Here is a 20,709-nt window from a genome sequence, read left to right on the forward strand (position 1 = left end):
ATGAGAATCGCAGTACTGGGAGCTTCGGGCCGCACGGGCGGCCTCATCGTCGACGCGGCGCGAGCGCGGGGCCACGAGGTGGTCGCGGTCGTGCGGCGCCCGGCATCAGCGCCGAGCGGAGCCACCGAGCGCATCGCCGAGGGGCGTGATGTCGACGCGCTCACCGCTGCCCTCGAGGGCGTCGACGCCGCGGTGTTCGCGATCGGGCCGACCTCGGCCAGCACCGACCACACCGTGATGCGCGAGAGCATGCCGGCACTCGTGACCGCCATGCGCGCCGCCGATGTGCGACGTCTCATCGTCGTCAGTGCGAGCGGGCCGTTCAGCGACGGCGACGATCCGTTCCTGAAGTTCGTCGCGAAGCCGATCGTGCAGCGCATCCTGCGCGAGCCCTTCGCCGATTTCGTCGCGACCGAGCCCGTCGTGCGATCGAGCGCGCTCGACTGGACGATCGTGCGACCGCCGCAGCTCAAGGACGGCGAGGCGCGCGGCCGCTACCGTCGCGCGAACGGCGGGGGAGTGCCGTTCGGCATCTCGATCCGCAGGGCCGACCTCGCGGCCGCGGTGCTCGATGTGCTCGACGACGAGGCGACCGTCGGGGCGACGATCACCGTCGCGGCGTAGGCGAGGTGACGGTGCGGCGCGGTCGTGACGGTGCGGCTGCGCGGTCGTTCCGGTGCTCGGCGTCGGTCAGCCGTCGAGCACGTCGAGGTCGATCTCGATCTCGTCGCCTTCGCCGATGCCCTCGGCCTTCAACACGGCCTTCTTGAGCGGCAGCGCGTAGGTGTCGCCGCCCGGGAAGATCGAGGTGGCCCACGTCGTGCCGCCGACCGTCGCGACCACGCGCACGGAGTCGAAGCCGCGCGGCATCCGCGGTTGGTCGGAGATGTCGGCGCTCGGCTCGGGCGGCACGTCGACGAAGAACCAGTTGCGTCGCGCGGTCCATTCGTAGATCTCGGCGGTGAAGCGGATGCGCATGTCGCGATCGTACTCGTGGCCGGTGAGACCGGGGCCGCGACGTCGACTGGGCCGCGTCTAAGGTAGGGCGGTTCATCTGAGGTGGGCGGCGCCCATCTGAGGTGCCGAATCCCGCCGAAGATGAGGCACTCGCCCGATACGCACCCCCTACCTCAGCGAGGAATCTGGTCTCAGTGGCCGGAACCCGGCCCAGCAGGTCTCGAAGGGATCGGAATCATGAACCTCGCATACGGCTACGTCGCACAGACGCTGCAGATGCACGACGAGCTCGACGCGGGTCGCCTCAACGAGCGGCGTCGGAACGCCGCCGACCGCCGGGCGCTGGCGGGCGAGCGCGCCGACGGCGGTCACGGCCTCGCAGGCCGGTTCGCCGAGTGGCGCCAGGGCCGCTCGCGGCAGCGCATCGACGGCCTCCCGGTCGCGCACTGATCGCCGCCGCGCGTCGATCGCCTCCTCTGCTCGTGCTCCGGCCCCGCCTCATCGGCGCGGGCCGGAGCTGTGGACTTGGGCGCTTGACGGCGGCGTCTTCTGCTCTCGGGTGATCGTTTCCAGTTGCGGGCGAGGACGAAGAGGCGCTCTTCGCGACCGAGGGTTCCGTAGTGGTGGGAGAAGCCGAGTCGGCTGTAGAGCTGCGGGTGGTGGCGAAATCGTTGGTCGATTCCGGGCATGTCTCAGAAATCTGTTGTTCTTCCGGGTCTTTCGCACGCGACGTCCGCACAGCGTCTGGGGTTTTCAGATCAGGCTCATTCGCTATGGTCTCCAGTGGATAGCGGCCCGACTCGCCGGGTTCAGATGACCGTTGGAGGATGAGCATGCTCGAGATTCCGCAGCCTGATGTTGTGACTCCCTCGACCAGGCCGGACTTGACGAACGTGCGTTTCCTCAAGAGTGATGTCAATTCGCCTCTCATCGAGGTCGGTGACTATACCTACTACGACGATGAGGGTGCGGGGGGCCGGTTCGAAGACGTGAACGTGAAGTACCTCTATGGTCCGCAACGACTGCTCATCGGCAGGTTCACCGCGCTCGGACCAGGCGTGACGTTCCTCATGCCGGGAGGAAACCATCCGATGGTCGGACCGTCGACGTATCCGTTCACGATGTTCGGCGGGACTTGGGCGGACAACACTCTCGAAACCTTCATGGCGATCGAACAACCTGGGGACACGGTCGTCGGCAACGACGTATGGATCGGCCGTGAAGCCACGATCATGCCGGGCATCTCTATCGGTGACGGCGCGATCATCGGCGCGCACAGCGTTGTGACCCGGAATGTCGAACCATACGCAGTCGTCGCGGGCAATCCCGCACGGCGGATCCGGGTTCGGTTCGCCCCTGAGGATGTTCAGCGGCTGATGTCCAGTCGATGGTGGGACTGGCCCATCGAACTCATCACAGAGCGCGCGGCGACGATCATGGCCGGGACTCCCGCTGAGCTCACGGCCATTGACGATGAAAGGCGGATGAACACGTGACTGATACGACTGAGCCCGTCGCTGCACACAGCGTTGCGGTGCTCGACTATGGCATGGCCGGTCCATACGCTGTTGCCTTCGGGCCGGGCGGGGACCTGTGGGTCACTCTCGTGAACACCGGGGAGCTCGTGCGGCGGTCCCCGGACGGGTGCGAGCGCCGGTTCACTATCGGTGAGCGGCCAGGGCAGCTCACCGTGACCTCCGAAGCGACGTGGTGCGCGGTGACCGGCGCGGATCGGATCGCCATCATCACGAGCGATGATCGGCTGAACTTCATCGACGTTCCGGGTGGGCCGTACGGCATCGCGGCTGTCGGCCCCGATGCGTGGGTGACGCTCATGCAGGACAATAAGCTCGCCGTGGTCGGTCGGGACGGAATTCGAAGCGAGGCCGCCGTCCCACTGGATGGCGCATACCCGGCAATGGCCACCCCCCATCGGGACGGTTCCGTCTGGGTTTCGCTCAACCAGCGCGGGGCGCTCGCGCGATGGGATGCCGCAGGCGATACCGCACTCATCACGCTGCCCGACGGCGCAGCCCCAGTCGGCATCGCGGCAGCAGGGGAGCATGTCTGGTCCGCCGACATCGCTCGAGGAAGCATTCTTCGGGTTGACGGCGATCTGCACGTCAGCGACTTCGCCCTCGCGCCTGACAGCCGGCCGCACGCGGTGATCGCCGACGACACAGGGTGCTGGTTCACAGAATGGGGAGCGAACAGGCTGGGCAGAATCACGGCGGAGGGCGACCTCGCCGAGTTCGATCTCTCAGGCATCGGAGAGGAACCGCACGGCCTGGCTCTCGATGGTGACGGCGTCGTATGGATCGCCTTCGAAAGCGGGGTCGTTGCCGGCATCAGGCCGTAGACGGCGGTACAGAACACCGCCAGAAAACGAACAACTCCACAGGCCGGAGTTCTGCGTCGGTCAGCCGGCGGCCGCGATGACCTCGCGGTGCAGGGCGAGCAGGCTCGCCGTGCGGTCGGCTGGGCCGCGGCCGAACCCGCACTCGGTGCCGATGCCGAACGAGCCGACGCCGGCGGCCGCGAGGGCCTCGCGGGCGGGAGCGACGCGGGCGAGCGCACCGTCGACGCCGTCTTCGTGGTGCACGAGGCCGAGGAACGGCGTCGTCCCGGCGGGCAGCGCCCACCCGGCGAGGGGCGCGAAGTACGCGGCATCAGTGCGCTCGATCGGCACGGGCAGGTGCACCCAGTCGATCGGCCGGTCGAGCCGGGCCCCGAGGGCGTTCGCGACGGCGACGAGCTCGCCCGCGTCGGTCGGCTCGACGAAGTGCTTCTCGGCGACGTCGCCGTAGCAGAGGTGGAATCCGAGCTGCGCTCCCGCGGGCACGCGCGCGGCGAGTTCGGCGGCCAGGCCGGCGATCGCGTCGACGAGCCCCGGGGCATCCGCGCCGCCCTCGGCGAAGAACGCCTCGAGCGGACCGCCGCCGAGGCTCACGCCTTCGAGGTAGGCGAACTCGGTCGCCATGTCGACCTGCACGGCGAGGTCGTCGGCCGGAACCACCGCGGCGATGCGGTCGACCTCGGCAGCGAGTGCGGCAGCGTACGCCGGGTACACGGCGGCGCGATCGGCCGGCGCCACATAGGTCGTGATGGGTGCGAGCGGCGACGGCAGGCACACCTGGAAGCGAGTGCCCGCGGCGATAACGCCCGCGTCGCGCAGTCGTGAGAAGTCCGCGTAGCTCGCGGCCGCGGCATCCGCGTAGCCGAGCGAGCCGAACACGAGGTCGGATGCCTCGACCGAGCCGTCGAGCACGAGCGGGCGCAGGTCGAAGCCCGCGACCATGATCGGGTCGATCGGAAGGCGGCTGAGCCCGTCGACGGCGTCGAACGCGGCACCCTGGAACAGGATCCAGTGGAACCGCTCGCCGACCTCGCCGTCTGGGATGCGCGCGAGCTCGCTGCCGAGCTCCGTCGCGACGACGCGGAAGGTGGCCTCGGCGGTGGGCTGGTTGATCGATCCGACGAGGTGAGCACCGGCGACGCGGGGGAGTTCAGGCATCCAGCAATCGTAGATCGGTGCCGCGGCGCATGACGCGAGCGCGTGCCGGCCACCCCTCGGGCGGGGTCTTGCCGCGGCATCCGGCTCGTCGTAGGGTCGCGTGCGACGGCGCCACTCACCGACGATCGGAGTCGACATGCCCGCCACCGCGCTTCCCTCGAATGGCAATGAACCAGGCCGCGACAGCGCCCCGAAGACGTGCGATGCGAGCGGCATGGCCGAGATCCACCGCTTCTTCCGTGCCGGGTTCGGCGAGGGTCGCGCGCTCGTCGAGGGCGTCGGCGAAGCGGATGTCTCGCATGCCGACGTCGTCGGCGACCACCTCTCGATGCTCTCGGTCGGGCTGCACGCCCACCATGAGGGTGAGGACACGATGCTGTGGGGCGCACTCGAGCAGCGCGCGCCCGCGTGCGCTGTGCACGTCGCGCGCATGAAGGAGCAGCACGCGCTGATGCTCGTGCACCTGAATTCGCTCGACGCCGCGCTGCCGGCCTGGCGAGCGAGCGGCAGGTCGACGGATGCCGCGGGCGTGCTCGCCGCGCTCGACGGCATCACCGCCGCCCTCGCCGCGCACCTGCCCGATGAGGAGACCAACATCGTGCCCGTCATGGAGGTGACGCTGACACCCCAGGAGGTCGACGCGCTCGCGGATCACGGCCGCAAGGCGACTCCGAAGGGCAAGACCTTCGTGCAGCTCGGCGCGATCCTCGCGGCGCAGCCCGATGGCGGTGCCGAGTGGCAGCGCACGCACCTGCCGGCGCCGGTGCGCCTCATCTGGCGCCTGGTCGGCAAACCGAAGTACGAGGCGAATCGCGCGGCGTTGCTCAGGCGGCGGTGACCGGGCGGTCGCGCTCGACTCGTCGTCCCTGATTCCGTGTGCCAGTTCCCCCTCATCGATGAGGGGGAACTGGCATATCGATTTGCGGAACAACAGGATTCGATTCGCGGAGCAACAGGATTCGAGTCGCGGAACATCAGGACTCGAGTCGCGGATCATCACGTCCGATTTCCGCGACTTGAACCGGGTGCGGGCGGTCGAAGAGCAACGATGATGGAGTCATGACCCGACGCCACGCCACGCTGCCGACAGCGCTCGGCGAGCTGCTCGTCGTCGCCGACGGTGAGGCGCTGGTCGGCATCTACTTTCCGGGACACTGGCACCCACCGGCATCCGGTTCGATCGGTGTCGAGGTGGAGGCCCGCGGCGACGCCCTCATCATGCGACTCGGGGTCGAGCTCGCCGAGTACCTGGCCGGCGATCGAGCGGCGTTCGACCTGCCGATGGCGCCGGTCGGCGACGAGTTCCAGCAGGCCGTCTGGGCGATGCTCCGCGACATCCCGATCGGCACGACGACGAGTTACGGCGAACTCGCCGCGCGGCTCGGCGACCGCAATCTCGCGCGTCGCGTCGGCAACGCCGTCGGGCGCAACCCGCTCAGCATCATCGTGCCGTGCCACCGGGTGGTCGGCGCCGACGGATCCCTCACGGGCTACGCCGGCGGACTCGAGCGCAAACGCCACCTGCTGGAGCTCGAGGGGGCACCGGTCGTCGCGCAAGGGCGGCTCTTCTAAGCCCGATACCGCTCCCGACACCGCCGGGACGCCGGGCAGGAAGGGAATGGCCGCGACGTACACTCGCGGTGAGGGCGAAGCCCCCAGGCCGAGATTCCGGCACCGGTGCGACGAAGGGGCCAGGATGTTCGGTTCGAAGAAGAAGAAGAAGATCAGCCTCGAAGAGCTGATGGAGCAGCTCAGGCCCGACCTGAGCCGGGAATCGCTCGGCGTCGGGCCCGACTTCCCGGGCGTCGCCCCGAACCCGCTCATGAGCGGTGATGCACGGAAGCGCCATGCGGAACTGCGCACGGGGGCGCTCGCGCTCGGTGTTCTCGTCGACTGGCGAGAGCTCAACAGCAACCCCCGCTTGGTCATGATGTTCGACGTGGAGACCGCCGACGGCATCACGTTCCGCGGTATCGCAGACGAAACCGTCACGATCACCGAGCTCACCCGACTCGCCCCAGGACAGACGTTGCCCGTGCGCTACCGGCCGGCCGTCATGGACCACTACGTCGCCCTCGCCCGCGACGCGGACCCCGCCCAGGTGCTGCAGCTCTCCGACGAGATCGCCCGCCGCAAGGGGGCCTGAGCCGAAGCCATCGGCCGGGTGCGGTCCTACGCGTCGGTGACGGGTCGCACCGCGTCGCCGACCGCGATCGTTCCCGCCGACTGCGGCACCATGAGCACGCCGAACCACGTCTGGCCGCCCCATCGACGGTGCTTCGCGAGCGTGCGGATCGGCTCCTTGCCGCGAGTGATGGTCTCGGGGTCGATCGTCGTCATCACGCAGCGGTCGCAGACCTTCGTGATGCGGAAGCGCACCTCGCCGAGGTCGACGAACGGCCAGTCGTCTTCGGCGAACGGCTCGTCGCCGTCGATCACGATGTTCGGCCGGAAGCGCAGCATGTCGAGGTACGGCGTCTCGTCATCGGTCCAGGCGTTGAGCTGGGCGAGCGACGCCTCGCTCGCGAGCAGCACGGGCGCGGAGTCGGCCAGGGTCAGCCGATCGTCGGGGAGGCCGCCGTTCTTCGGGTTCACCGTGCGTTCGCGCGGATCGGGCTGCCAGACGAGTCGTGCGTCCATGCCGAGCCGAGAGCTCAGCCAGGCGTCGGCCTCGTCGCCGGCGGGCAGCGCGCTGCCCTGGCGCGAGTGGCCGACGGGGATCGGTGCGGCATCCGTCGGGAGATCGACCCGGAGCGGGTCGCCGGCGCCGCCGCGATCGCCGAGCAGGAGCCCGCCGTCGGCGAGCAGCTCGGCCGTCAGCGCGAGCATGCCGTTCTTCTCGCGAGCCGTCACCTGGGCGCCGGATGCGTCGACGACGCCCCAGCGACGATCGCCCGCGAGACCCCACGGCAGCACCTCTGCCGAATCGACGTCGAACCCGGCGAACGACTTGACGGGATGGATCCGGAGGCGGGTGACGTGCATTCGAGCATGCTAGCGAACCTCGCCGGGGTGGTCCTGTCGGTGGCCGGTGGGAGCCTTCGGACATGGCAACCCATGAACATCGCATCCCGCTCACCATCGACTACGTCGAGATCTCCGCAACCGACCTGGCCGCCGCCCAGGCGTTCTACGGTGAAGCATTCGGCTGGCAGTTCACGCCGTACGGAGACGAGTACGTCGGCATCCGCACGTCGGCCGAGGCCGAGGGCGAAGAGGCCGGCGGGCTCACCCTGGCCGCCGAGATCCCGAAGGGCGGGCCGCTCGTGCTGCTCTACAGCGACGACCTCGATGCCACGCTGGCCGCGGTCACCGCCGCGGGCGGCACGGTGATCAACGGTCCGTACGAGTTCCCCGGCGGTCGCCGCTTCCACTTCACCGATCCGAGCGGCAACGAACTCGGCGTCTGGTCCGACCGGTAACCTACGACGCGTACCCCGGCGGGCTCACCAGGCGATGAGCCTGACCGGGGTGACGCGAAGCAGGGTGCTGTAGCGCGCGGCCATCGAGGCGGGGGTGAGCTCGAGCGGCGGCAGGTCGTCGGCGTACTTCGCGAAGTAGTCGTCGCCGATGCGGGGCATCCACTCGGGCGAAGCGCCGTCGAACACCTCGACGGTGCCCTGCAGCACCGTCAGCTGCTCTTCGTCGGCGCCCGACTCGAGGTGCACGAGCACCTTCGGATCGCGCTTCGCGTTGCGCACCTTCACCGCGCCCGGTTCGCTCAGCACGATGACGGCGCCGTCGTGCCAGAGGTACCAGACGGGCACGGCGTGCGGATAGCCGCTGCGGCTCGTGCTCGTGAACCACGCGATGCGCTCGCCGGCGAGGCGGGCGAGGGCGCGCGCGTGCAGATCGTCGGCGGGGTCGAGCACGAGCGGTGCGGCGTCGGTCATCGTCTTCCTTCGTTCGGCGTTCTCCGACGCTACCGGGCGAGACGGTTCGCCCAGATTTGTGTTGCGGAATGCAACAGGCAAGCCTATTGTTGCAATAAGCAACAGGAGGAACCATGGCCAGCGAATCGAACACCGGAACGCCGACGGAGCGCGCCAGCGCGACCGCCGACGTCCTCCGTGCGCTCATCGTCATCAGCCGCCGTGGCGTCGCCGACGCGCGCATCGCGAACATCAGCCTGAGCATGACCGACCAGTCGATCCTCGGCTACATCGTCGACCACCCCGGTTGCCGTTCCATCGACATCGCGCAGGCGTTCCGCCTGAATCGCTCCACCGTCTCGCGCCAGCTCGCGGGCCTCATGAAGCTCGGCGTCGTCTGCGAGAAGACGGATGCCTCCGGCCGTGGCCGACCGCTCCAGCTCACCGATTCGGGCTGGGCGGCCTACGACGAGGCAATCGGCATCCTGCAGGGCGTGGTGGACGAGAACCTCGACGACTGGACCGACGCCGAGGTCGCCCGCTTCGCGCACGACCTGCAGCGATTCAACACCGGCACCGCGGGGGAGACCCGCCCGCGGCATCCGTTCGAGGCGCCTCCCGCGTCTCTCGACAGGGCCAAGAGGAACCGTGCCCCACAAGGGACGGAAGGAAAGAAGGAACAGCAATGACCGCACTGCGCAACATCACCGTGCTCGGCACCGGAGTGCTCGGCTCGCAGATCGCGTACCAGACCGCCTACAGCGGCTTCGACGTCGTCGCGTACGACATCGACGATGCCGCGCTCGAGGCCGCGAAGCAGCGCTTCGCCGGACTCGCCGACACCTACGTGGCGGAGGGTGTCGAGGGTGCCGCCGACGGCAAGGCCCAAGCAGCGCTCGGCCGCATCACCCGTTCATCCGACCTCGGCGAGGCCGTGGCGAAGGCCGACCTCGTGATCGAGGCGATCCCCGAGAACCTCGAGATCAAGCGCGCCACCTATGAGAAGCTCGCGACGCTCGCCCCCGAGCACACGATCTTCGCCACCAACTCCTCGACGCTGCTGCCGAGCGACCTCGCGTCGTTCACCGGCCGTGCCGACCGCTTCCTCGCGCTGCACTTCGCGAACCGGGTCTGGGCGCACAACACCGCAGAGGTCATGGGCACCGAGGCCACGAGCCCCGAGATCTTCCAGGCCGTGGTCGAGTTCGCCGGCGAGATCGGCATGGTCCCGATCGAGATCAAGAAGGAGAAGGCGGGTTACCTGCTGAACTCCCTGCTCGTGCCGTTCCTGCAGGCGGCCGGCGAGCTGCTCGTCGACGGCATCGCCGAGCCCGACGCGATCGACAAGACCTGGCGCATCGGCACCGGCGCGCCCATGGGGCCGTTCCAGATCTACGACATCGTCGGTCTCACGACGGCGTACAACATCTCGATGATGGGCGGCGCGAAGCAGCAGGCGTTCGCCGCGCTCATCAAGGAGCGCTACATCGACCAGGGCAAGCTCGGCGTCGCCACTGGAGAGGGCTTCTACAGCTACCCGAAGGGCGAGTAGCAGCGAGCGCCGGGGTCGCAGCGAGCGTGGGTCAGACCCACGACCGGCGCGCGGCCTCGGCGCCGAGCTGTATCCGGGTGGTGACGCCCGCCGTCTCCATGAGCTCGGCGACGCGCCGCTGCACGGTGCGCACCGAGATGCCGAGCTGCGCCCCGGCCGCGGCGTCGGTGAGGCCGAGCAGCAGGAGCTTCAGCAGGTCGCGGTCCACCGCGTCGTGCGCCCCCGGCAGCTCGCCCGTCGAGATGAACCCGGTCGAGGTCGCCCAGTACTCCTCGAAGATCGCGATCACGAGGTCGAGCAGGCCGCTCGGATGCACGAGCAGCGCTCCCGATGAGCGATCCTCGCCGCGGGAGCGCATCGGCAGGAGCGCCATGTCGTCGTCGGCGATGATGAGCCGCGTGGGCAGCGTCGGCAGCACGCGGATCTCTTCGCCGTAGGGCGCGGACTCGCGCGCGGCATCGATGAACCCGGGCCACTCGAGCACCGCCTTCTCGACGATCACGCGGTAGGTCACGCCGCGTTCGAGGGCGTCGTCCTCGGCGGTGTTCTGCTCGGCGTCGAGGAAGGCCACGTCGCTCAGCATGAACACCCGCACCTGTTGCCTGGCCGACGCCTGCAGTTGCGCGAAACGCTGGCGCACGGCATCCGCACCGAGCACGACGTCGACGACGTCGGGCGTCTCGCGCTGGGCCGCCCCGCGCCGGTAGATCTCGCTCAGTTCGACGAGCGCCTCGTGCGCCTGGGTGAGGCGCCGTTCGCGATCGAGGAGCATCGGCTGCAGCGCGAGCGACGGCGGCGAGGCGACGACCCGATCGGGGGCGGATGCCTGCCTCGCGAGCAGTCCGAGGCGCTCGAGCTCGGCGACGATCGCGCCCACCTCGGCGGACGACTTCGCGACGGATGCCGCGAGCTCGTCGACGCTCGCCGACGGCGACTGCAGGATGAGCCGGTACAGCGCGGTGTGCTCGTCGTCCAGTCCGATCGCTTCGAGCACGAACGCCTTCCGTTCCTCGTCACGCCGATCCGCCGTCGTGGCGGATCGAAGCCATGGCATCTCTCCGCCACCACACTAGCCACCGGCCCGTGAGAGGTTGCTTGGCAAGTCAGTCCGAACGCGTGAGAGGTATCCCTATGCCACGAAGCATCAGACCATCCGCACATCGACGCCGATCGATCGCAGCCGCCATCAGCGGCCTCGCGATCGGTGTCGCCGGCGTCGGCGCGGCCGCACTTCCGGCCACCGCCGACCCGACCGGGGGCGGCACCCCGCCACCGGCCTCGACGTCGGCACCCGCCCCGGCGGGCGGATCGCACACCGTCACCCTCATCACCGGCGACCGGGTCACCGTGACCGATCTCGCGGGCGGCACGCACGCGGTCGAGATCGACCCCGTCGATCCCGGCGAGGGGTTCCAGACCCTCGACGTCGCCGGCGAACTGCACGTGCTGCCTCGCGGCGCGATGCCGTACGTCGCTGCCGGCGTCGTCGACGGCGACCTCTTCAACGTCAGCCGGCTGATCGAGTACGGCTACGACGACGCGTCCGTCGATGCGACGCCCGTCATCCTCGAACTCGACGGCGACGCGGCGGCGCGCAGCTTCGCAGCACCCGTGCCGGGCGTCGCGCTCGGCACTCCGCTCGCGAGCATCGGCGGCGCGGCTGCATCGGCCGATCACGCGAGCGCCGAATCGACCTGGGCCGCATTGACGGATGCCGCGGCATCCGATGCCCGGAGCTTCGGCGCCGGCGAGCCCGACGCGGTGAGCCTCGGCGGCGGCGTCGCGGCGATCCACCTCGACGGCAAGGTGCAGGCGACGCTCGACGAGAGCGTTCCCTACATCGGCGCACCCGAGGCGTGGGCGGCCGGGTTCACCGGTGACGGAGTGACGGTCGCGGTGCTCGACACGGGCTACGACGACACCCATCCCGACCTCGCGGGCCGCGTGCTCGCCGAGTCGACGAGCTTCGTTCCCGACGAACCCGTCTCGGATGACCCGAACGGCCACGGCACGCACGTCGCCTCGACGATCGCCGGAACCGGCGCCGCGAGCGGCGGCACCCACCGCGGTGTCGCCGACGGCGCCGACCTGCTCGTCGGCAAGGTGCTGAGCAACGCCGGCGAAGGCCAGGACTCGTGGATCATCTCCGCGATGGAGTGGGCCGCCGAGCGTGCCGACATCGTCTCGATGAGCCTCGGCACGCGGTACGGCGACGACGGCACCGACCTCATGTCGGTCGCGCTGAACGAGATCTCGGCCGAGACCGACGCGCTCTTCATCGTCGCCGCCGGAAACTCCTCGGCCCCCGAGACGGTCGGTTCGCCGGGTTCGGCAGCGAGCGCGCTCACCATCGGGTCGGTCGACGACCCGAGCGGCGAGCTGTCGTGGTTCTCGAGTCAGGGTCCGCTCGTGCGCTCGGGTGCGATGAAGCCCGACCTCGCAGGCCCCGGCAACGACGTGACCGCCGCCCGATCGGCCGACAGCCCGGGCGAAGGCTCGTACATCGGCATGAGCGGCACCTCGATGGCGACCCCGCACGTCGCGGGTGCCGCGGCGATCGTGAAGCAGCAGCACCCCGAGTACACGGCGGCGCAGCTGCGAGCGGCGCTCACGAGCACGGCGACGGATGTCGGGCTCACGCCCTACCAGGTCGGCGCCGGCGTGGTCGACGTGGCCGAGGCGATCGAGGCCGACATCCTGGCCTCCGGATCCGGCGACTTCGGCATGCTCTCGTGGGGCGAAGACGACGCCCCCGTCACCCGCACGATCGAGTACGCGAACCGCGGTGACGCCGAGGCGACGATCGACCTGAGCGCGAAGCTCACCGACACGACGCCGGGCGGCCCCGTCGGCGAGGCATCCGATGTGCTCACGATGGATGCCGCTTCGCTCACGATCCCGGCCGGCGAGAGCCGCTCGGTCACGCTCACCGCGGACCCGGCGAAGGTGCCCGCGGGAGCGCAGCTCTCGGGCGTGCTCACCGCGTCGATCGACGACGACACCGTCACGCGCACCGCGCTCGGCATCATCGCCGAGGCCGAGCGCTACGACCTCACCGTCGCGGCGACCGGCTTCGACGGCGAACCGCTCGCGACCTACGGATGGATCTGGAACGCCGAGACCGGTTGGTACACCTCCTTCGGGGTCGATGGCGAGACGACGCTGCGACTGCCGGCAGGTCTCTACTCGGTGATGTCGTTCATGGACGTCGCCCGCAACGCGGACACCCAGGCGATCGCGCTCGTCGGCGACCCCGACGTCGTGCTCGAGGGTGCGACGACGGTCGCGTTCGACGCCCGCGCCACCGAACCCGTGACCGTCGACGTCGGCGAGAAGGGACTCGAGGCGACGGTGCGCCGCATGGACTACCAGGTCGACGGATTCACCGGCAGCGCCATGGCTCCCGTCTGGGTCGATGAGCTGTACGCGCAGCCGATGGACGCGCCGGAGGCCGAGAGCTTCGACTTCACGACGAGGTGGCGACTGCAGGAGCCGACCCTGTCGCTGAACGCCGGCAAGGAACGGCTCGACCTCATCGCGCAGGCCGGGTCCACGCTGCTCGACGGCGAGATCCGGGCACGTGCCGTCGACGTCGGACTCGGCAGCGCCGAGGAGTTCGCAGCGGTCGACGTGGCGGGCAAGGTCGCGGTCGTGACCCGCTCCGACGTCGTCTCGGCGCCCGAGCGCTCGGCGAACGCCGTCGCCGCCGGGGCGGCACTGCTCCTCGTCGTGAACGACGCGGACGGCGAGCTCAGCGAGTGGGTCGGCTCCGCCGACTACCTCGCCGACGCGCCCATCCCGGTCGCCGCGATCAGCGGTGTGCAGGGCCGACAGGTGCTGGCGGCGATCGCGAAGAAGAAGGTCACCGTCACCGGTGAGGGCATCGTCGACGCCGACGAGATCTGGGACATCGCGCGCTACAGCGACGGCGTCATCCCCGAGAACCTCGACTACCGGCCGCGGAAGCTCGCCCGCATCGACACGACGTACTACGGAGCACCCGCCCTCGTCGGCGAGTTCCGGTGGGACTTCGTGCCGGGCGTCGAGTACGGCACCGGCTATCCGATGCGCACCACGCGCGGTCTCGAGCGCACCGAATGGGTGAACACCGACCAGGTCGAGTGGTACCAGGACGCGACAGTCGTCGACGCAGGGTGGCAGATCCGCGACGTCAGACGCGGCTACGCGCCCGGCGAGAAGGTCGAGTCGAGCTACTTCGGTGCGATCGTGCGACCGAACGTCGGTCCGGGCTACTGGGCGCCGAACCGCAGCGGCGACTTCGCGCAGGTCAACCTGCCGTCGTGGGCCGACGGCGCGACCCCCGACCGCACGGGGACGTTCGACACCTACTCCGGCGCCGAGGACCGGTCGCAGCTCATCGAGGTGTACCTCGACGGCGAGCTCGCCGAGTCGACGGCGTTCCAGAGTGCGACCGTCTGGGACATCCCCGACGGCGAGTCCGAATGGCGCGTCGTCGACACCGCGACGCACGACGGCACGTACCTCGAGTCGTCGACGTCGACCAGGACGGAGTGGACATTCACCTCGACCGGTTCGGCCGACGACACCACTCGCCAGTTGCTGCCGATGATGCAGGCGTACTACGACGTCGACCTCGACGAATCGGGTGTCGCCGGAGCCGGGCGCAAGCGCGGCGCCCCGGTGAAGCTCGAGCTCGAGCTCGGGCACGTCGCCGAGGCATCCGGCATCGCGGCCATCGCGGACGCGACGCTCGAGGTGCGGGTCGACGGCGGCGAATGGAAGCCGGTCGCACTCGACGTCACCTCGGCCGACGGCACGGTCGACGAGCCGTCGGAGGACGGCCCGCCGATGTTCTCCGAGGGTCGCGACGTCGTCACGGCCTACGCCGCGAAGCTCCGGGTTCCCGACGCGGGTGCATGGGTCGACCTGCGAGTGACGGCGACGGATGCCGCGGGCTCGACCTTCACCCAGGAGATCGAGCGGGCGTTCGAGGTCGCTGCGGCGAAGAAGGGCGGCGGGCACGGCGGCAAGCACTGACCGCGACCGGAGCGGGCACCGGTCACCGGTGACCCGATGAACGACTGAGGCCCGAGCGACACCGCCGCTCGGGCCTCAGTCGTCGCGGTCGGTGCTCGGCTTGCGGTTGCGGTTGCGGCGCGGCTGGTCGAGCCCGATGTGCACGCGCGTGCGCTTGCGCTCGAAGACGATGAACCCCGCACCGAGCGCCCAGAGCGGCAACTGGGTGAGGAACGCGAGGCGGAACGCCTCGAGGCTGTACGTGTCGGGCGCGCCGGCGCCCTGCGCGTCCATCGCGATGCCGATGAGCAGGATCGCGAGGAGCGCCGCGAGGAACCCGCCGACGTTCACGATGCCCGTCGCGGTGCTGAGTCGGTGGCTCGGGTTGTAGGTGCGAGCGTGGTCGAAGCCGATCATCGACGCGGGGCCGCCCGTGCTGAGCGCGAGGGCGAGCGCGAAGAGGAGCCAGAGCGGAGCGGGGCCGGGCCACAGGATGACGGCGAGCCATGCGACGACCTGGATGCCGATGATCGGCAGCACGAGCATGCGCGAGCGCCGCATCGGGTGCCGGCTCGAGAGCGCCCCGATGACGGGGCCGACCACCATGCCGGCGACGACGTAGACGCTGAAGATGAGCGAGGCCATCGCGGGCGTGAGGCCCTCGCCGACCGTGAGGAACGGGAATCCCCAGAGGAGGATGAACGCCGTGCCCGAGAACGGCGTCGTGAAGTGCGACCAGAACGCCAGCCGCGTCGCCGGGTGCGCCCACGACTCGGTGAACCCCTGGCGGAGGTCGGCCGACGACGTCACGGCTCGAATGGCGCCCGTCTGGGTGTCGACGCTCACGTCGGCGTCGCGACCGGGCGGGCGATTGCGGATCACGGCGAAGGTCAGGACGGTGAAGAGCACGCCGAGCCCGGCGAGGCTGCCGAACGCGACGGTCCAGCTCGTGGCGTGCATGAGCGCCGCCAGCGGAAGGATCGCGAGCAGCTGGCCGCCCTGGCCTACGATGCCGGTCAACTGCACCATGAACGGCGCCTGACGCACCGGGAACCAGACCGCGACGACGCGCAGCACGCTCGGGAAGATCGCGGCATCGCCGGCGCCGAGCAGGATCCGGGCGAGGATCGCGGTGCCGACGTCGGGCGCGAACGCCATCACGAGCTGACCGGCTGCCATCAGGAACATGCCGATCGTGATGATCGGGCGCGCGCCGAACCGGTCGAGCAGCACCCCGACCGGGATCTGCATCGCGCCGTAGACGAAGAGCTGGATGACCGCGAACATCGAGAGCGTCGAGGCATCCGCGTCGAATCGCACGGCGGCGTCGACCCCGACCGCCGAGAGCGACGTGCGGTTCGTCACCGAGAGCATGTAGGCGGCGACGCCGACGCCCCACACCAGCCAGAGACGCCAGGGGCGCACGGGCTCGGGCAGGATCGTCACGGGCTCCCCACTGCGGCTCATCCGACGACGGACGACTCCGGTCGGTGGTTCCAGCGTATCCCGAGGGGACCGGCCCGAGCGGCGGGTCGCCGGCTCGCTCGCCGGCCGGTGCTCGTCTTCCCACTAGGCTTCTGGGATCATGGGCCGAGCATCGGGGGAGTCGCGCGCGCGTGTGACGCTGCGCGACGTCGCGGCCCATGCCCGCGTCTCGGTTGCGACCGCGTCGTACGTGCTCTCCGGCACGGAGCAGGAGGGCGCGCGGTACTCCGACGAGACCGCCGAGCGGGTGCGGGGTGCCGCGGCCGAACTCCACTACCTGCCCAATCGCATGGCCCGGTCGGTGCGCACCGGGCGAACGGGTGTCATCCAGCTCGTCCTGCACATGCTCGGCGACCCCTGGACGTTGAGCATCGCGGAGTCGTTCACCGAGCGGGCGCCGGAGCACGGGTTGACGACGTTGATCGCGATGGACTCCGACTTCGCAGCGGCGCTGGCCCGGAGCGAGTTCGATGCGGCATTCGTGGCGGCCGCCGGTGTCGCGGAGACCGCGCAGTGGCGTGCGGTGCTCGGGCCGCTCGCTCGCAAGGTCGCGGTCTACTCCCCGGTGCTCGAGCCCGACGGATTCGACGTGATCCGGTTCGATGACCGCCGAGCGTCGCGGGTGGCCGTGGAGCACCTGCTCGAGCGCCGCCGGCACGTCGGCTGCCTGGCCGTCGCGGCCGATGCCGACCAGCCGCTGGGGAGCGCCCGGCGCCAGGAGTACGTCGAGGTGCTGCGCGAGGCGGGCCTCGGGGTCGCCGAGGGCGACATCGCGGAGTACGAGAAGGACCTCCTCGACCCGTATCGGGCGGCCCGCGCGCTGCTCGACCGCGACGACCGCCCCGACGCCGTCTTCGCCGAGGCGGACTTCGCCGCATTCGCGGCGGTGCACACGGCACGGGAGCTGGGGCTCCGGGTTCCGGAGGACGTCACCGTCATCGGCATCGGAGACTCGCGGCAGTCCGAGCACGCCGACATCAGCTCGGTCGGCGCGGTGGACATGCGCGCGCGGATCATCGAGTTCGTACTCGAGCGCGCGCTGGATGCGGCGACGCCGACGAACCGGATCCTCGACCTCGAGCCGACGCTGTTCGCGCGCGGATCGACGACGCCGTAGCCAGCCTTGACGCAAACGTCCAATGTTTGCTAGCTTCTGCGTAATCGTTTAAGCAACTTCCGCTGTCCAGCGGAATCGACTGGCGCCGCAGTGCTGCGGCGGAGAGGAATCGACATGCGATCACGAGTCTTCCGGTACGGCATGGGTGTGTTGGGAGCGGCGGCGGCGGCGAGCCTCGTCCTCACCGGCTGCTCCTCCGGCGGCGGCCAGGCCGGCGGCGACGGGCCGGTCACCCTGAACTACACGATCTGGGACCAGAACCAGGAGCCCGCGTTGCGCGAGGCGGCCGACGCGTTCGAGGAGCAGAACGAGAACGTCACGGTCGACATCACCGTCATCCCGTCCGCCGACTACTGGACGAAGATCCAGACGCAGCTCTCGGCGGGCTCCGGGCCCGACGTGTTCTGGGTCAACGGGCCGAACTTCCAGCTGTACGCCTCGAACGACCAGCTCGCTCCGCTCGACGACGCGGGCATCGACACCGCTGACTACCCCGAGTCGCTCATCGACCTGTACTCGTACGACGACACGCTCTACGGGGCGCCGAAGGACTTCGACACGATCGGCGTCTACTACAACAAGGCGCTCTTCGACCAGGCCGGCCTCGCGTACCCCGCCGCCGGATGGACGTGGGACGACTTCGTCACCGCCGCCGAGAAGATCACCGACCCGGCGGCCGGCGTCTACGGCACCGCGGCTGCGCCCTACGGCCAGATGACCTACTACAACACCGTCTTCCAGGCCGGCGGAGAGGTCCTCACCGACGGCGCGACGAAGTCCGGCATGGACACGCCCGAGGCGGCGGAGGGCGTGCAGCTCTGGGTCGACCTGATCGAGAAGGGTGCATCGCCGACGCTGCAGCAGCTTGCCGACACCTGGCCCGGCGACACGTTCAGCTCGGGGAAGATGGGCATGTTCTTCGACGGCTCATGGGCCGCCGGAACGTACAGCTCGGCCGAGGCGATCAAGGACGTCGTCGGCGTCGCACCGCTCCCGGCCGGCCCCGTCAGCGACACGTCCGTCATCCACGGCCTCGCCAACGCGGCATCCGCAAGCTCGAAGAACGTCGAGTGGGCGAAGAAGCTCGCCGTGTTCCTCAGCGGCGAGGAGGGCGCCCAGATCCAGGCGAAGACCGGCACGGTCATCCCCGCCTTCAACGGCACCCAGCAGGAGTGGGTCGATGCCCTGCCGACCATCGACGCGCAGATCTTCCTCGACGAGGTGGCGAACGCGACGCCGCTGCCGATCTCCAAGAACACCGCGGCATGGATGCCCATCGAGGAGAAGTACATCAAGGAGATCTTCTCGGGGCAGACCGACACCGAGACCGGTCTCGCCGCCATGGCCGAGGAGATCGACGCGAAGCTCGCCGAGGAGTAACGCGAGCATGATCGACACCGCCATCGACGAGGTCGCCCCGGGCGCTGCCATCGCGCAGCGCCCGGGCGGCCCCGCCGCACCGAAGCGCCGGCCCCACGGCCGCAACCGGGCGTGGTGGGCCCTGCTGTTCATCGGCCCTGCCGGCCTCGGGCTGCTGGTGTTCTACATCTGGCCCATCGCGCGCGGCATCTACCTCTCGTTCCAGGAGGTCGGACCATTCGGCGGCGAGACCTTCGCAGGGCTCGACAACTTCATCACCGTCTTCCAGGAGCCCGACCTCGGCCGGGCGCTCGTCAACACCCTGCTGTACGCAGGGATCGCCCTGCTCGGCATCCCGATCGCCATGGTCGTCGCCGTCCTCCTGAACACGCGAGGGCTCAAGTTCCGCGGCCTCTTCCGCGTGCTCTTCTTCATCCCGGTCGTGACGATGCCGGTCGCCGTCGCCCTCGTCTGGAGGCTGCTGCTGAACGTCGACTACGGCGTCGTCAACCTCACCCTCGGTGCGATCGGGATCCCGGGCCTCGCGTGGCTCTCCACCCCCTGGGTGAACATCGTCATCCTCGCCGTGATCGGCATCTGGATGGCCCTCGGCACGCAGATCATCATCCTGACGGCCGGGCTCCAGGGCATTCCCGAATCACTGCTCGAAGCGGCAGAGCTCGACGGGGCCGGACCGATCCGCCGATTCTGGTCGGTCATCGCCCCGCTGCTCTCGCCGACGACGTTCCTGCTGTGCGTGCTCAGCGTGATCGCGTCCATGCAGGTGTTCGATCTCGTGTACCTCATGATCGACCGGATCTCGAACCCGGCCTTCGCCCAATCGAAGACGCTCGTCTACCTGTTCTTCGAGAAGGGCTTCATCCAGCACGACCTCGGGGCAGCCGCGGCGATCGCCTGCATCCTGCTCCTGATCATCCTCGGGCTGAGCGCCGTGCAGTTCTGGCTCCAGCGGAAGTGGGTCCACTATGAGTGAGACGACGGCAATCCTCCAGGTCGACGCCGGCCGGGGTCGCTCCGCCGGGCGGTCGCTCGTCTGGGTGTACGTGCTGCTGATCGCAGGATCGTTCTTCATGGTGTTCCCGTTCATCTGGGAGATCCTGACGTCGTTCAAGACGCTCTCCGGCGCCTCGTCGGTGCCGCCGCAGATCTTCCCCGACCCGATCACGTTCCGGGCCTACGACAAGGTCTTCGACACGCTTCCGTTCTGGAACCTGCTCGGCAACTCGGTCCTGCTCACCGTGCTCCGCACGGCTGGCCAGGTGATCCTCTGCACCATGGCGGGATACGGATTCGCCCGGTTCTCGTTCCCGGGCAAGAACTTCCTGTTCGTCGCGTTCCTCGCGGTCCTGATGGTCCCCGGGCAGCTGTTCATCCTCCCGCAGTACGAGATCATCCAATCGCTCGGACTCGTCGGCACCATCACCGGCATCGCCATCCCCGGCCTGTTCAGCGTCTTCGGCACCTTCCTGCTGCGGCAGTTCTTCCAGTCCCTCCCGCAGGACATGGAGGAGGCGGCGCGGCTCGACGGCGCCAACGAATGGCAGATCTTCTGGCACGTGATGCTGCCTCTCGCGAAGCCCGGCATCATCGCCCTCACCGTGCTGACCGCGTTGTGGTCGTGGAACGACTTCCTCTGGCCCCTCGTCGTGGCAGGCAACGTCAACTCGATGCCGTTGAGCGTCGGGCTCAGCCTGCTCACGGACCTGCGGCTGAAGGACGACGCGCTCCTCATGGCCGGAGCGCTGCTGAGCTCGCTGCCGATGATCATCGTCTTCCTGGTGCTGCAGCGCCAGTTCATCCAGGGCATCGCCTTCACCGGTTCGAAAGGTTGAGA

Annotated in this window: 21 protein-coding genes; 15 read left to right on the top strand and 6 right to left on the bottom strand. The window is 69.5% G+C overall.

Annotated elements, in window-relative coordinates; all coding sequences use genetic code 11:
• On the top strand, positions 1 to 624 hold the full coding sequence (locus tag ACFTQE_RS03300; protein ID WP_376923709.1) for an NAD(P)-dependent oxidoreductase: 624 nt from the start codon (positions 1 to 3) through the stop codon (positions 622 to 624).
• A 66-nt stretch (positions 625 to 690) separates the two neighbouring features.
• Here ACFTQE_RS03300 and ACFTQE_RS03305 read toward each other — a convergent pair whose 3' ends face one another.
• Positions 691 to 978, bottom strand: a complete 288-nt coding sequence (locus tag ACFTQE_RS03305; RefSeq protein ID WP_376923710.1) for a DUF1905 domain-containing protein — start codon at positions 976 to 978, stop codon at positions 691 to 693.
• A 216-nt stretch (positions 979 to 1,194) separates the two neighbouring features.
• On the opposite strand from ACFTQE_RS03305, the gene ACFTQE_RS03310 reads away from it, so the two are divergent.
• From ACFTQE_RS03310 to ACFTQE_RS03320, 3 genes are all read left to right on the top strand, one after another.
• Positions 1,195 to 1,407 carry a hypothetical protein gene (locus tag ACFTQE_RS03310; RefSeq protein WP_376923711.1) on the top strand — a complete coding sequence of 71 codons (213 nt, stop codon included), beginning with the start codon at positions 1,195 to 1,197 and terminating at the stop codon, positions 1,405 to 1,407.
• Between the two features lie 377 nt (positions 1,408 to 1,784).
• Positions 1,785 to 2,453 (top strand): CatB-related O-acetyltransferase, encoded by a 669-nt coding sequence (locus ACFTQE_RS03315; RefSeq protein ID WP_376923712.1) that lies wholly within the window; start codon positions 1,785 to 1,787, stop codon positions 2,451 to 2,453.
• Positions 2,450 to 3,316 (top strand): hypothetical protein, encoded by an 867-nt coding sequence (locus ACFTQE_RS03320; RefSeq protein ID WP_376923713.1) that lies wholly within the window; start codon positions 2,450 to 2,452, stop codon positions 3,314 to 3,316. The genes ACFTQE_RS03315 and ACFTQE_RS03320 overlap by 4 nt, the downstream gene beginning before the upstream one ends.
• A gap of 60 nt (positions 3,317 to 3,376) precedes the next feature.
• Here ACFTQE_RS03320 and ACFTQE_RS03325 read toward each other — a convergent pair whose 3' ends face one another.
• Positions 3,377 to 4,471, bottom strand: coding sequence for a hypothetical protein (locus ACFTQE_RS03325; RefSeq protein ID WP_376923714.1), 1,095 nt, complete (start codon positions 4,469 to 4,471; stop codon positions 3,377 to 3,379).
• 214 nt (positions 4,472 to 4,685) lie between these two features.
• On the opposite strand from ACFTQE_RS03325, the gene ACFTQE_RS03330 reads away from it, so the two are divergent.
• The 3 genes from ACFTQE_RS03330 to ACFTQE_RS03340 all read left to right on the top strand — a co-directional run bounded on the left by ACFTQE_RS03330 (position 4,686) and on the right by ACFTQE_RS03340 (position 6,617).
• Positions 4,686 to 5,309, top strand: a complete 624-nt coding sequence (locus tag ACFTQE_RS03330; protein ID WP_376923715.1) for a hemerythrin domain-containing protein — start codon at positions 4,686 to 4,688, stop codon at positions 5,307 to 5,309.
• A 221-nt stretch (positions 5,310 to 5,530) separates the two neighbouring features.
• Positions 5,531 to 6,043 (top strand): methylated-DNA--[protein]-cysteine S-methyltransferase, encoded by a 513-nt coding sequence (locus tag ACFTQE_RS03335; protein WP_376923716.1) that lies wholly within the window; start codon positions 5,531 to 5,533, stop codon positions 6,041 to 6,043.
• A gap of 124 nt (positions 6,044 to 6,167) precedes the next feature.
• Positions 6,168 to 6,617 carry a hypothetical protein gene (locus tag ACFTQE_RS03340; protein ID WP_376923717.1) on the top strand — a complete coding sequence of 150 codons (450 nt, stop codon included), beginning with the start codon at positions 6,168 to 6,170 and terminating at the stop codon, positions 6,615 to 6,617.
• Between the two features lie 26 nt (positions 6,618 to 6,643).
• Here the strand turns inward: ACFTQE_RS03340 and ACFTQE_RS03345 are convergent, their stop codons facing one another.
• The gene (locus ACFTQE_RS03345) at positions 6,644 to 7,456 is read right to left on the bottom strand and encodes an MOSC domain-containing protein (RefSeq protein WP_376923718.1); all 813 of its coding nucleotides are present in this window, start codon (positions 7,454 to 7,456) and stop codon (positions 6,644 to 6,646) included.
• Between the two features lie 62 nt (positions 7,457 to 7,518).
• On the opposite strand from ACFTQE_RS03345, the gene ACFTQE_RS03350 reads away from it, so the two are divergent.
• Positions 7,519 to 7,893 (top strand): VOC family protein, encoded by a 375-nt coding sequence (locus ACFTQE_RS03350; RefSeq protein WP_376923719.1) that lies wholly within the window; start codon positions 7,519 to 7,521, stop codon positions 7,891 to 7,893.
• A gap of 24 nt (positions 7,894 to 7,917) precedes the next feature.
• On the opposite strand, the gene ACFTQE_RS03355 is transcribed toward ACFTQE_RS03350, so the two are convergent.
• Positions 7,918 to 8,364, bottom strand: a complete 447-nt coding sequence (locus ACFTQE_RS03355) for a pyridoxamine 5'-phosphate oxidase family protein (RefSeq protein ID WP_376923720.1) — start codon at positions 8,362 to 8,364, stop codon at positions 7,918 to 7,920.
• 113 nt (positions 8,365 to 8,477) lie between these two features.
• On the opposite strand from ACFTQE_RS03355, the gene ACFTQE_RS03360 reads away from it, so the two are divergent.
• Both ACFTQE_RS03360 and ACFTQE_RS03365 read left to right on the top strand, forming a co-directional pair.
• Positions 8,478 to 9,032 carry a MarR family winged helix-turn-helix transcriptional regulator gene (locus tag ACFTQE_RS03360; RefSeq protein WP_376923721.1) on the top strand — a complete coding sequence of 185 codons (555 nt, stop codon included), beginning with the start codon at positions 8,478 to 8,480 and terminating at the stop codon, positions 9,030 to 9,032.
• Entirely contained in the window at positions 9,029 to 9,895 is an 867-nt protein-coding gene (locus ACFTQE_RS03365) for a 3-hydroxyacyl-CoA dehydrogenase (protein WP_376923722.1), read from the top strand. Before ACFTQE_RS03360 ends, ACFTQE_RS03365 begins: the two co-directional genes overlap by 4 nt.
• Positions 9,896 to 9,926: 31 nt before the next feature.
• Here ACFTQE_RS03365 and ACFTQE_RS03370 read toward each other — a convergent pair whose 3' ends face one another.
• Positions 9,927 to 10,889, bottom strand: coding sequence for a transcriptional regulator TrmB (locus tag ACFTQE_RS03370; protein ID WP_376923723.1), 963 nt, complete (start codon positions 10,887 to 10,889; stop codon positions 9,927 to 9,929).
• Between the two features lie 137 nt (positions 10,890 to 11,026).
• Between ACFTQE_RS03370 and ACFTQE_RS03375 the strand changes: the two genes are divergently transcribed.
• A complete protein-coding gene (locus tag ACFTQE_RS03375) occupies positions 11,027 to 14,914 on the top strand; it encodes a S8 family serine peptidase (RefSeq protein ID WP_376923724.1) in 3,888 nt (1,295 codons plus the stop codon).
• A 75-nt stretch (positions 14,915 to 14,989) separates the two neighbouring features.
• On the opposite strand, the gene ACFTQE_RS03380 is transcribed toward ACFTQE_RS03375, so the two are convergent.
• On the bottom strand, positions 14,990 to 16,360 hold the full coding sequence (locus tag ACFTQE_RS03380) for a nitrate/nitrite transporter (protein ID WP_376923725.1): 1,371 nt from the start codon (positions 16,358 to 16,360) through the stop codon (positions 14,990 to 14,992).
• 118 nt (positions 16,361 to 16,478) lie between these two features.
• Here ACFTQE_RS03380 and ACFTQE_RS03385 point away from each other — a divergent pair, with 118 nt between their 5' ends.
• From ACFTQE_RS03385 to ACFTQE_RS03400, 4 genes are all read left to right on the top strand, one after another.
• The gene (locus tag ACFTQE_RS03385) at positions 16,479 to 17,495 is read left to right on the top strand and encodes a LacI family DNA-binding transcriptional regulator (protein ID WP_376923726.1); all 1,017 of its coding nucleotides are present in this window, start codon (positions 16,479 to 16,481) and stop codon (positions 17,493 to 17,495) included.
• A gap of 114 nt (positions 17,496 to 17,609) precedes the next feature.
• Positions 17,610 to 18,875 (top strand): ABC transporter substrate-binding protein, encoded by a 1,266-nt coding sequence (locus tag ACFTQE_RS03390; RefSeq protein ID WP_376923727.1) that lies wholly within the window; start codon positions 17,610 to 17,612, stop codon positions 18,873 to 18,875.
• A 7-nt stretch (positions 18,876 to 18,882) separates the two neighbouring features.
• Positions 18,883 to 19,848, top strand: a complete 966-nt coding sequence (locus ACFTQE_RS03395) for a carbohydrate ABC transporter permease (RefSeq protein ID WP_376923728.1) — start codon at positions 18,883 to 18,885, stop codon at positions 19,846 to 19,848.
• Positions 19,841 to 20,707: a carbohydrate ABC transporter permease gene (locus tag ACFTQE_RS03400; protein WP_376923729.1), complete on the top strand. Its 867-nt coding sequence runs from the start codon at positions 19,841 to 19,843 to the stop codon at positions 20,705 to 20,707. Before ACFTQE_RS03395 ends, ACFTQE_RS03400 begins: the two co-directional genes overlap by 8 nt.
• Positions 20,708 to 20,709: the final 2 nt, after the last annotated feature.

Source organism: Agromyces sp. NPDC056965 (genome assembly GCF_042673425.1).
Taxonomy (GTDB): domain Bacteria; phylum Actinomycetota; class Actinomycetes; order Actinomycetales; family Microbacteriaceae; genus Agromyces.

Excerpts from the sequence above, each read along its gene's own strand:
- ACFTQE_RS03340 (WP_376923717.1), top strand. The coding sequence starts at position 6,168 with ATGTTCGGTTCGAAGAAGAAGAAGAAGATCAGCCTCGAAGAGCTGATG.
- ACFTQE_RS03345 (WP_376923718.1), bottom strand. The coding sequence starts at position 7,456 with ATGCACGTCACCCGCCTCCGGATCCATCCCGTCAAGTCGTTCGCCGGG.
- ACFTQE_RS03300 (WP_376923709.1), top strand. The coding sequence starts at position 1 with ATGAGAATCGCAGTACTGGGAGCTTCGGGCCGCACGGGCGGCCTCATC.
- ACFTQE_RS03390 (WP_376923727.1), top strand. The coding sequence starts at position 17,610 with ATGCGATCACGAGTCTTCCGGTACGGCATGGGTGTGTTGGGAGCGGCG.
- ACFTQE_RS03335 (WP_376923716.1), top strand. The coding sequence starts at position 5,531 with ATGACCCGACGCCACGCCACGCTGCCGACAGCGCTCGGCGAGCTGCTC.
- ACFTQE_RS03375 (WP_376923724.1), top strand. The coding sequence starts at position 11,027 with ATGCCACGAAGCATCAGACCATCCGCACATCGACGCCGATCGATCGCA.
- ACFTQE_RS03395 (WP_376923728.1), top strand. The coding sequence starts at position 18,883 with ATGATCGACACCGCCATCGACGAGGTCGCCCCGGGCGCTGCCATCGCG.
- ACFTQE_RS03360 (WP_376923721.1), top strand. The coding sequence starts at position 8,478 with ATGGCCAGCGAATCGAACACCGGAACGCCGACGGAGCGCGCCAGCGCG.
- ACFTQE_RS03305 (WP_376923710.1), bottom strand. The coding sequence starts at position 978 with ATGCGCATCCGCTTCACCGCCGAGATCTACGAATGGACCGCGCGACGC.
- ACFTQE_RS03310 (WP_376923711.1), top strand. The coding sequence starts at position 1,195 with ATGAACCTCGCATACGGCTACGTCGCACAGACGCTGCAGATGCACGAC.
- ACFTQE_RS03355 (WP_376923720.1), bottom strand. The coding sequence starts at position 8,364 with ATGACCGACGCCGCACCGCTCGTGCTCGACCCCGCCGACGATCTGCAC.
- ACFTQE_RS03380 (WP_376923725.1), bottom strand. The coding sequence starts at position 16,360 with ATGAGCCGCAGTGGGGAGCCCGTGACGATCCTGCCCGAGCCCGTGCGC.
- ACFTQE_RS03330 (WP_376923715.1), top strand. The coding sequence starts at position 4,686 with ATGGCCGAGATCCACCGCTTCTTCCGTGCCGGGTTCGGCGAGGGTCGC.
- ACFTQE_RS03400 (WP_376923729.1), top strand. The coding sequence starts at position 19,841 with ATGAGTGAGACGACGGCAATCCTCCAGGTCGACGCCGGCCGGGGTCGC.
- ACFTQE_RS03385 (WP_376923726.1), top strand. The coding sequence starts at position 16,479 with ATGGGCCGAGCATCGGGGGAGTCGCGCGCGCGTGTGACGCTGCGCGAC.
- ACFTQE_RS03365 (WP_376923722.1), top strand. The coding sequence starts at position 9,029 with ATGACCGCACTGCGCAACATCACCGTGCTCGGCACCGGAGTGCTCGGC.
- ACFTQE_RS03315 (WP_376923712.1), top strand. The coding sequence starts at position 1,785 with ATGAGCATGCTCGAGATTCCGCAGCCTGATGTTGTGACTCCCTCGACC.
- ACFTQE_RS03350 (WP_376923719.1), top strand. The coding sequence starts at position 7,519 with ATGGCAACCCATGAACATCGCATCCCGCTCACCATCGACTACGTCGAG.
- ACFTQE_RS03325 (WP_376923714.1), bottom strand. The coding sequence starts at position 4,471 with ATGCCTGAACTCCCCCGCGTCGCCGGTGCTCACCTCGTCGGATCGATC.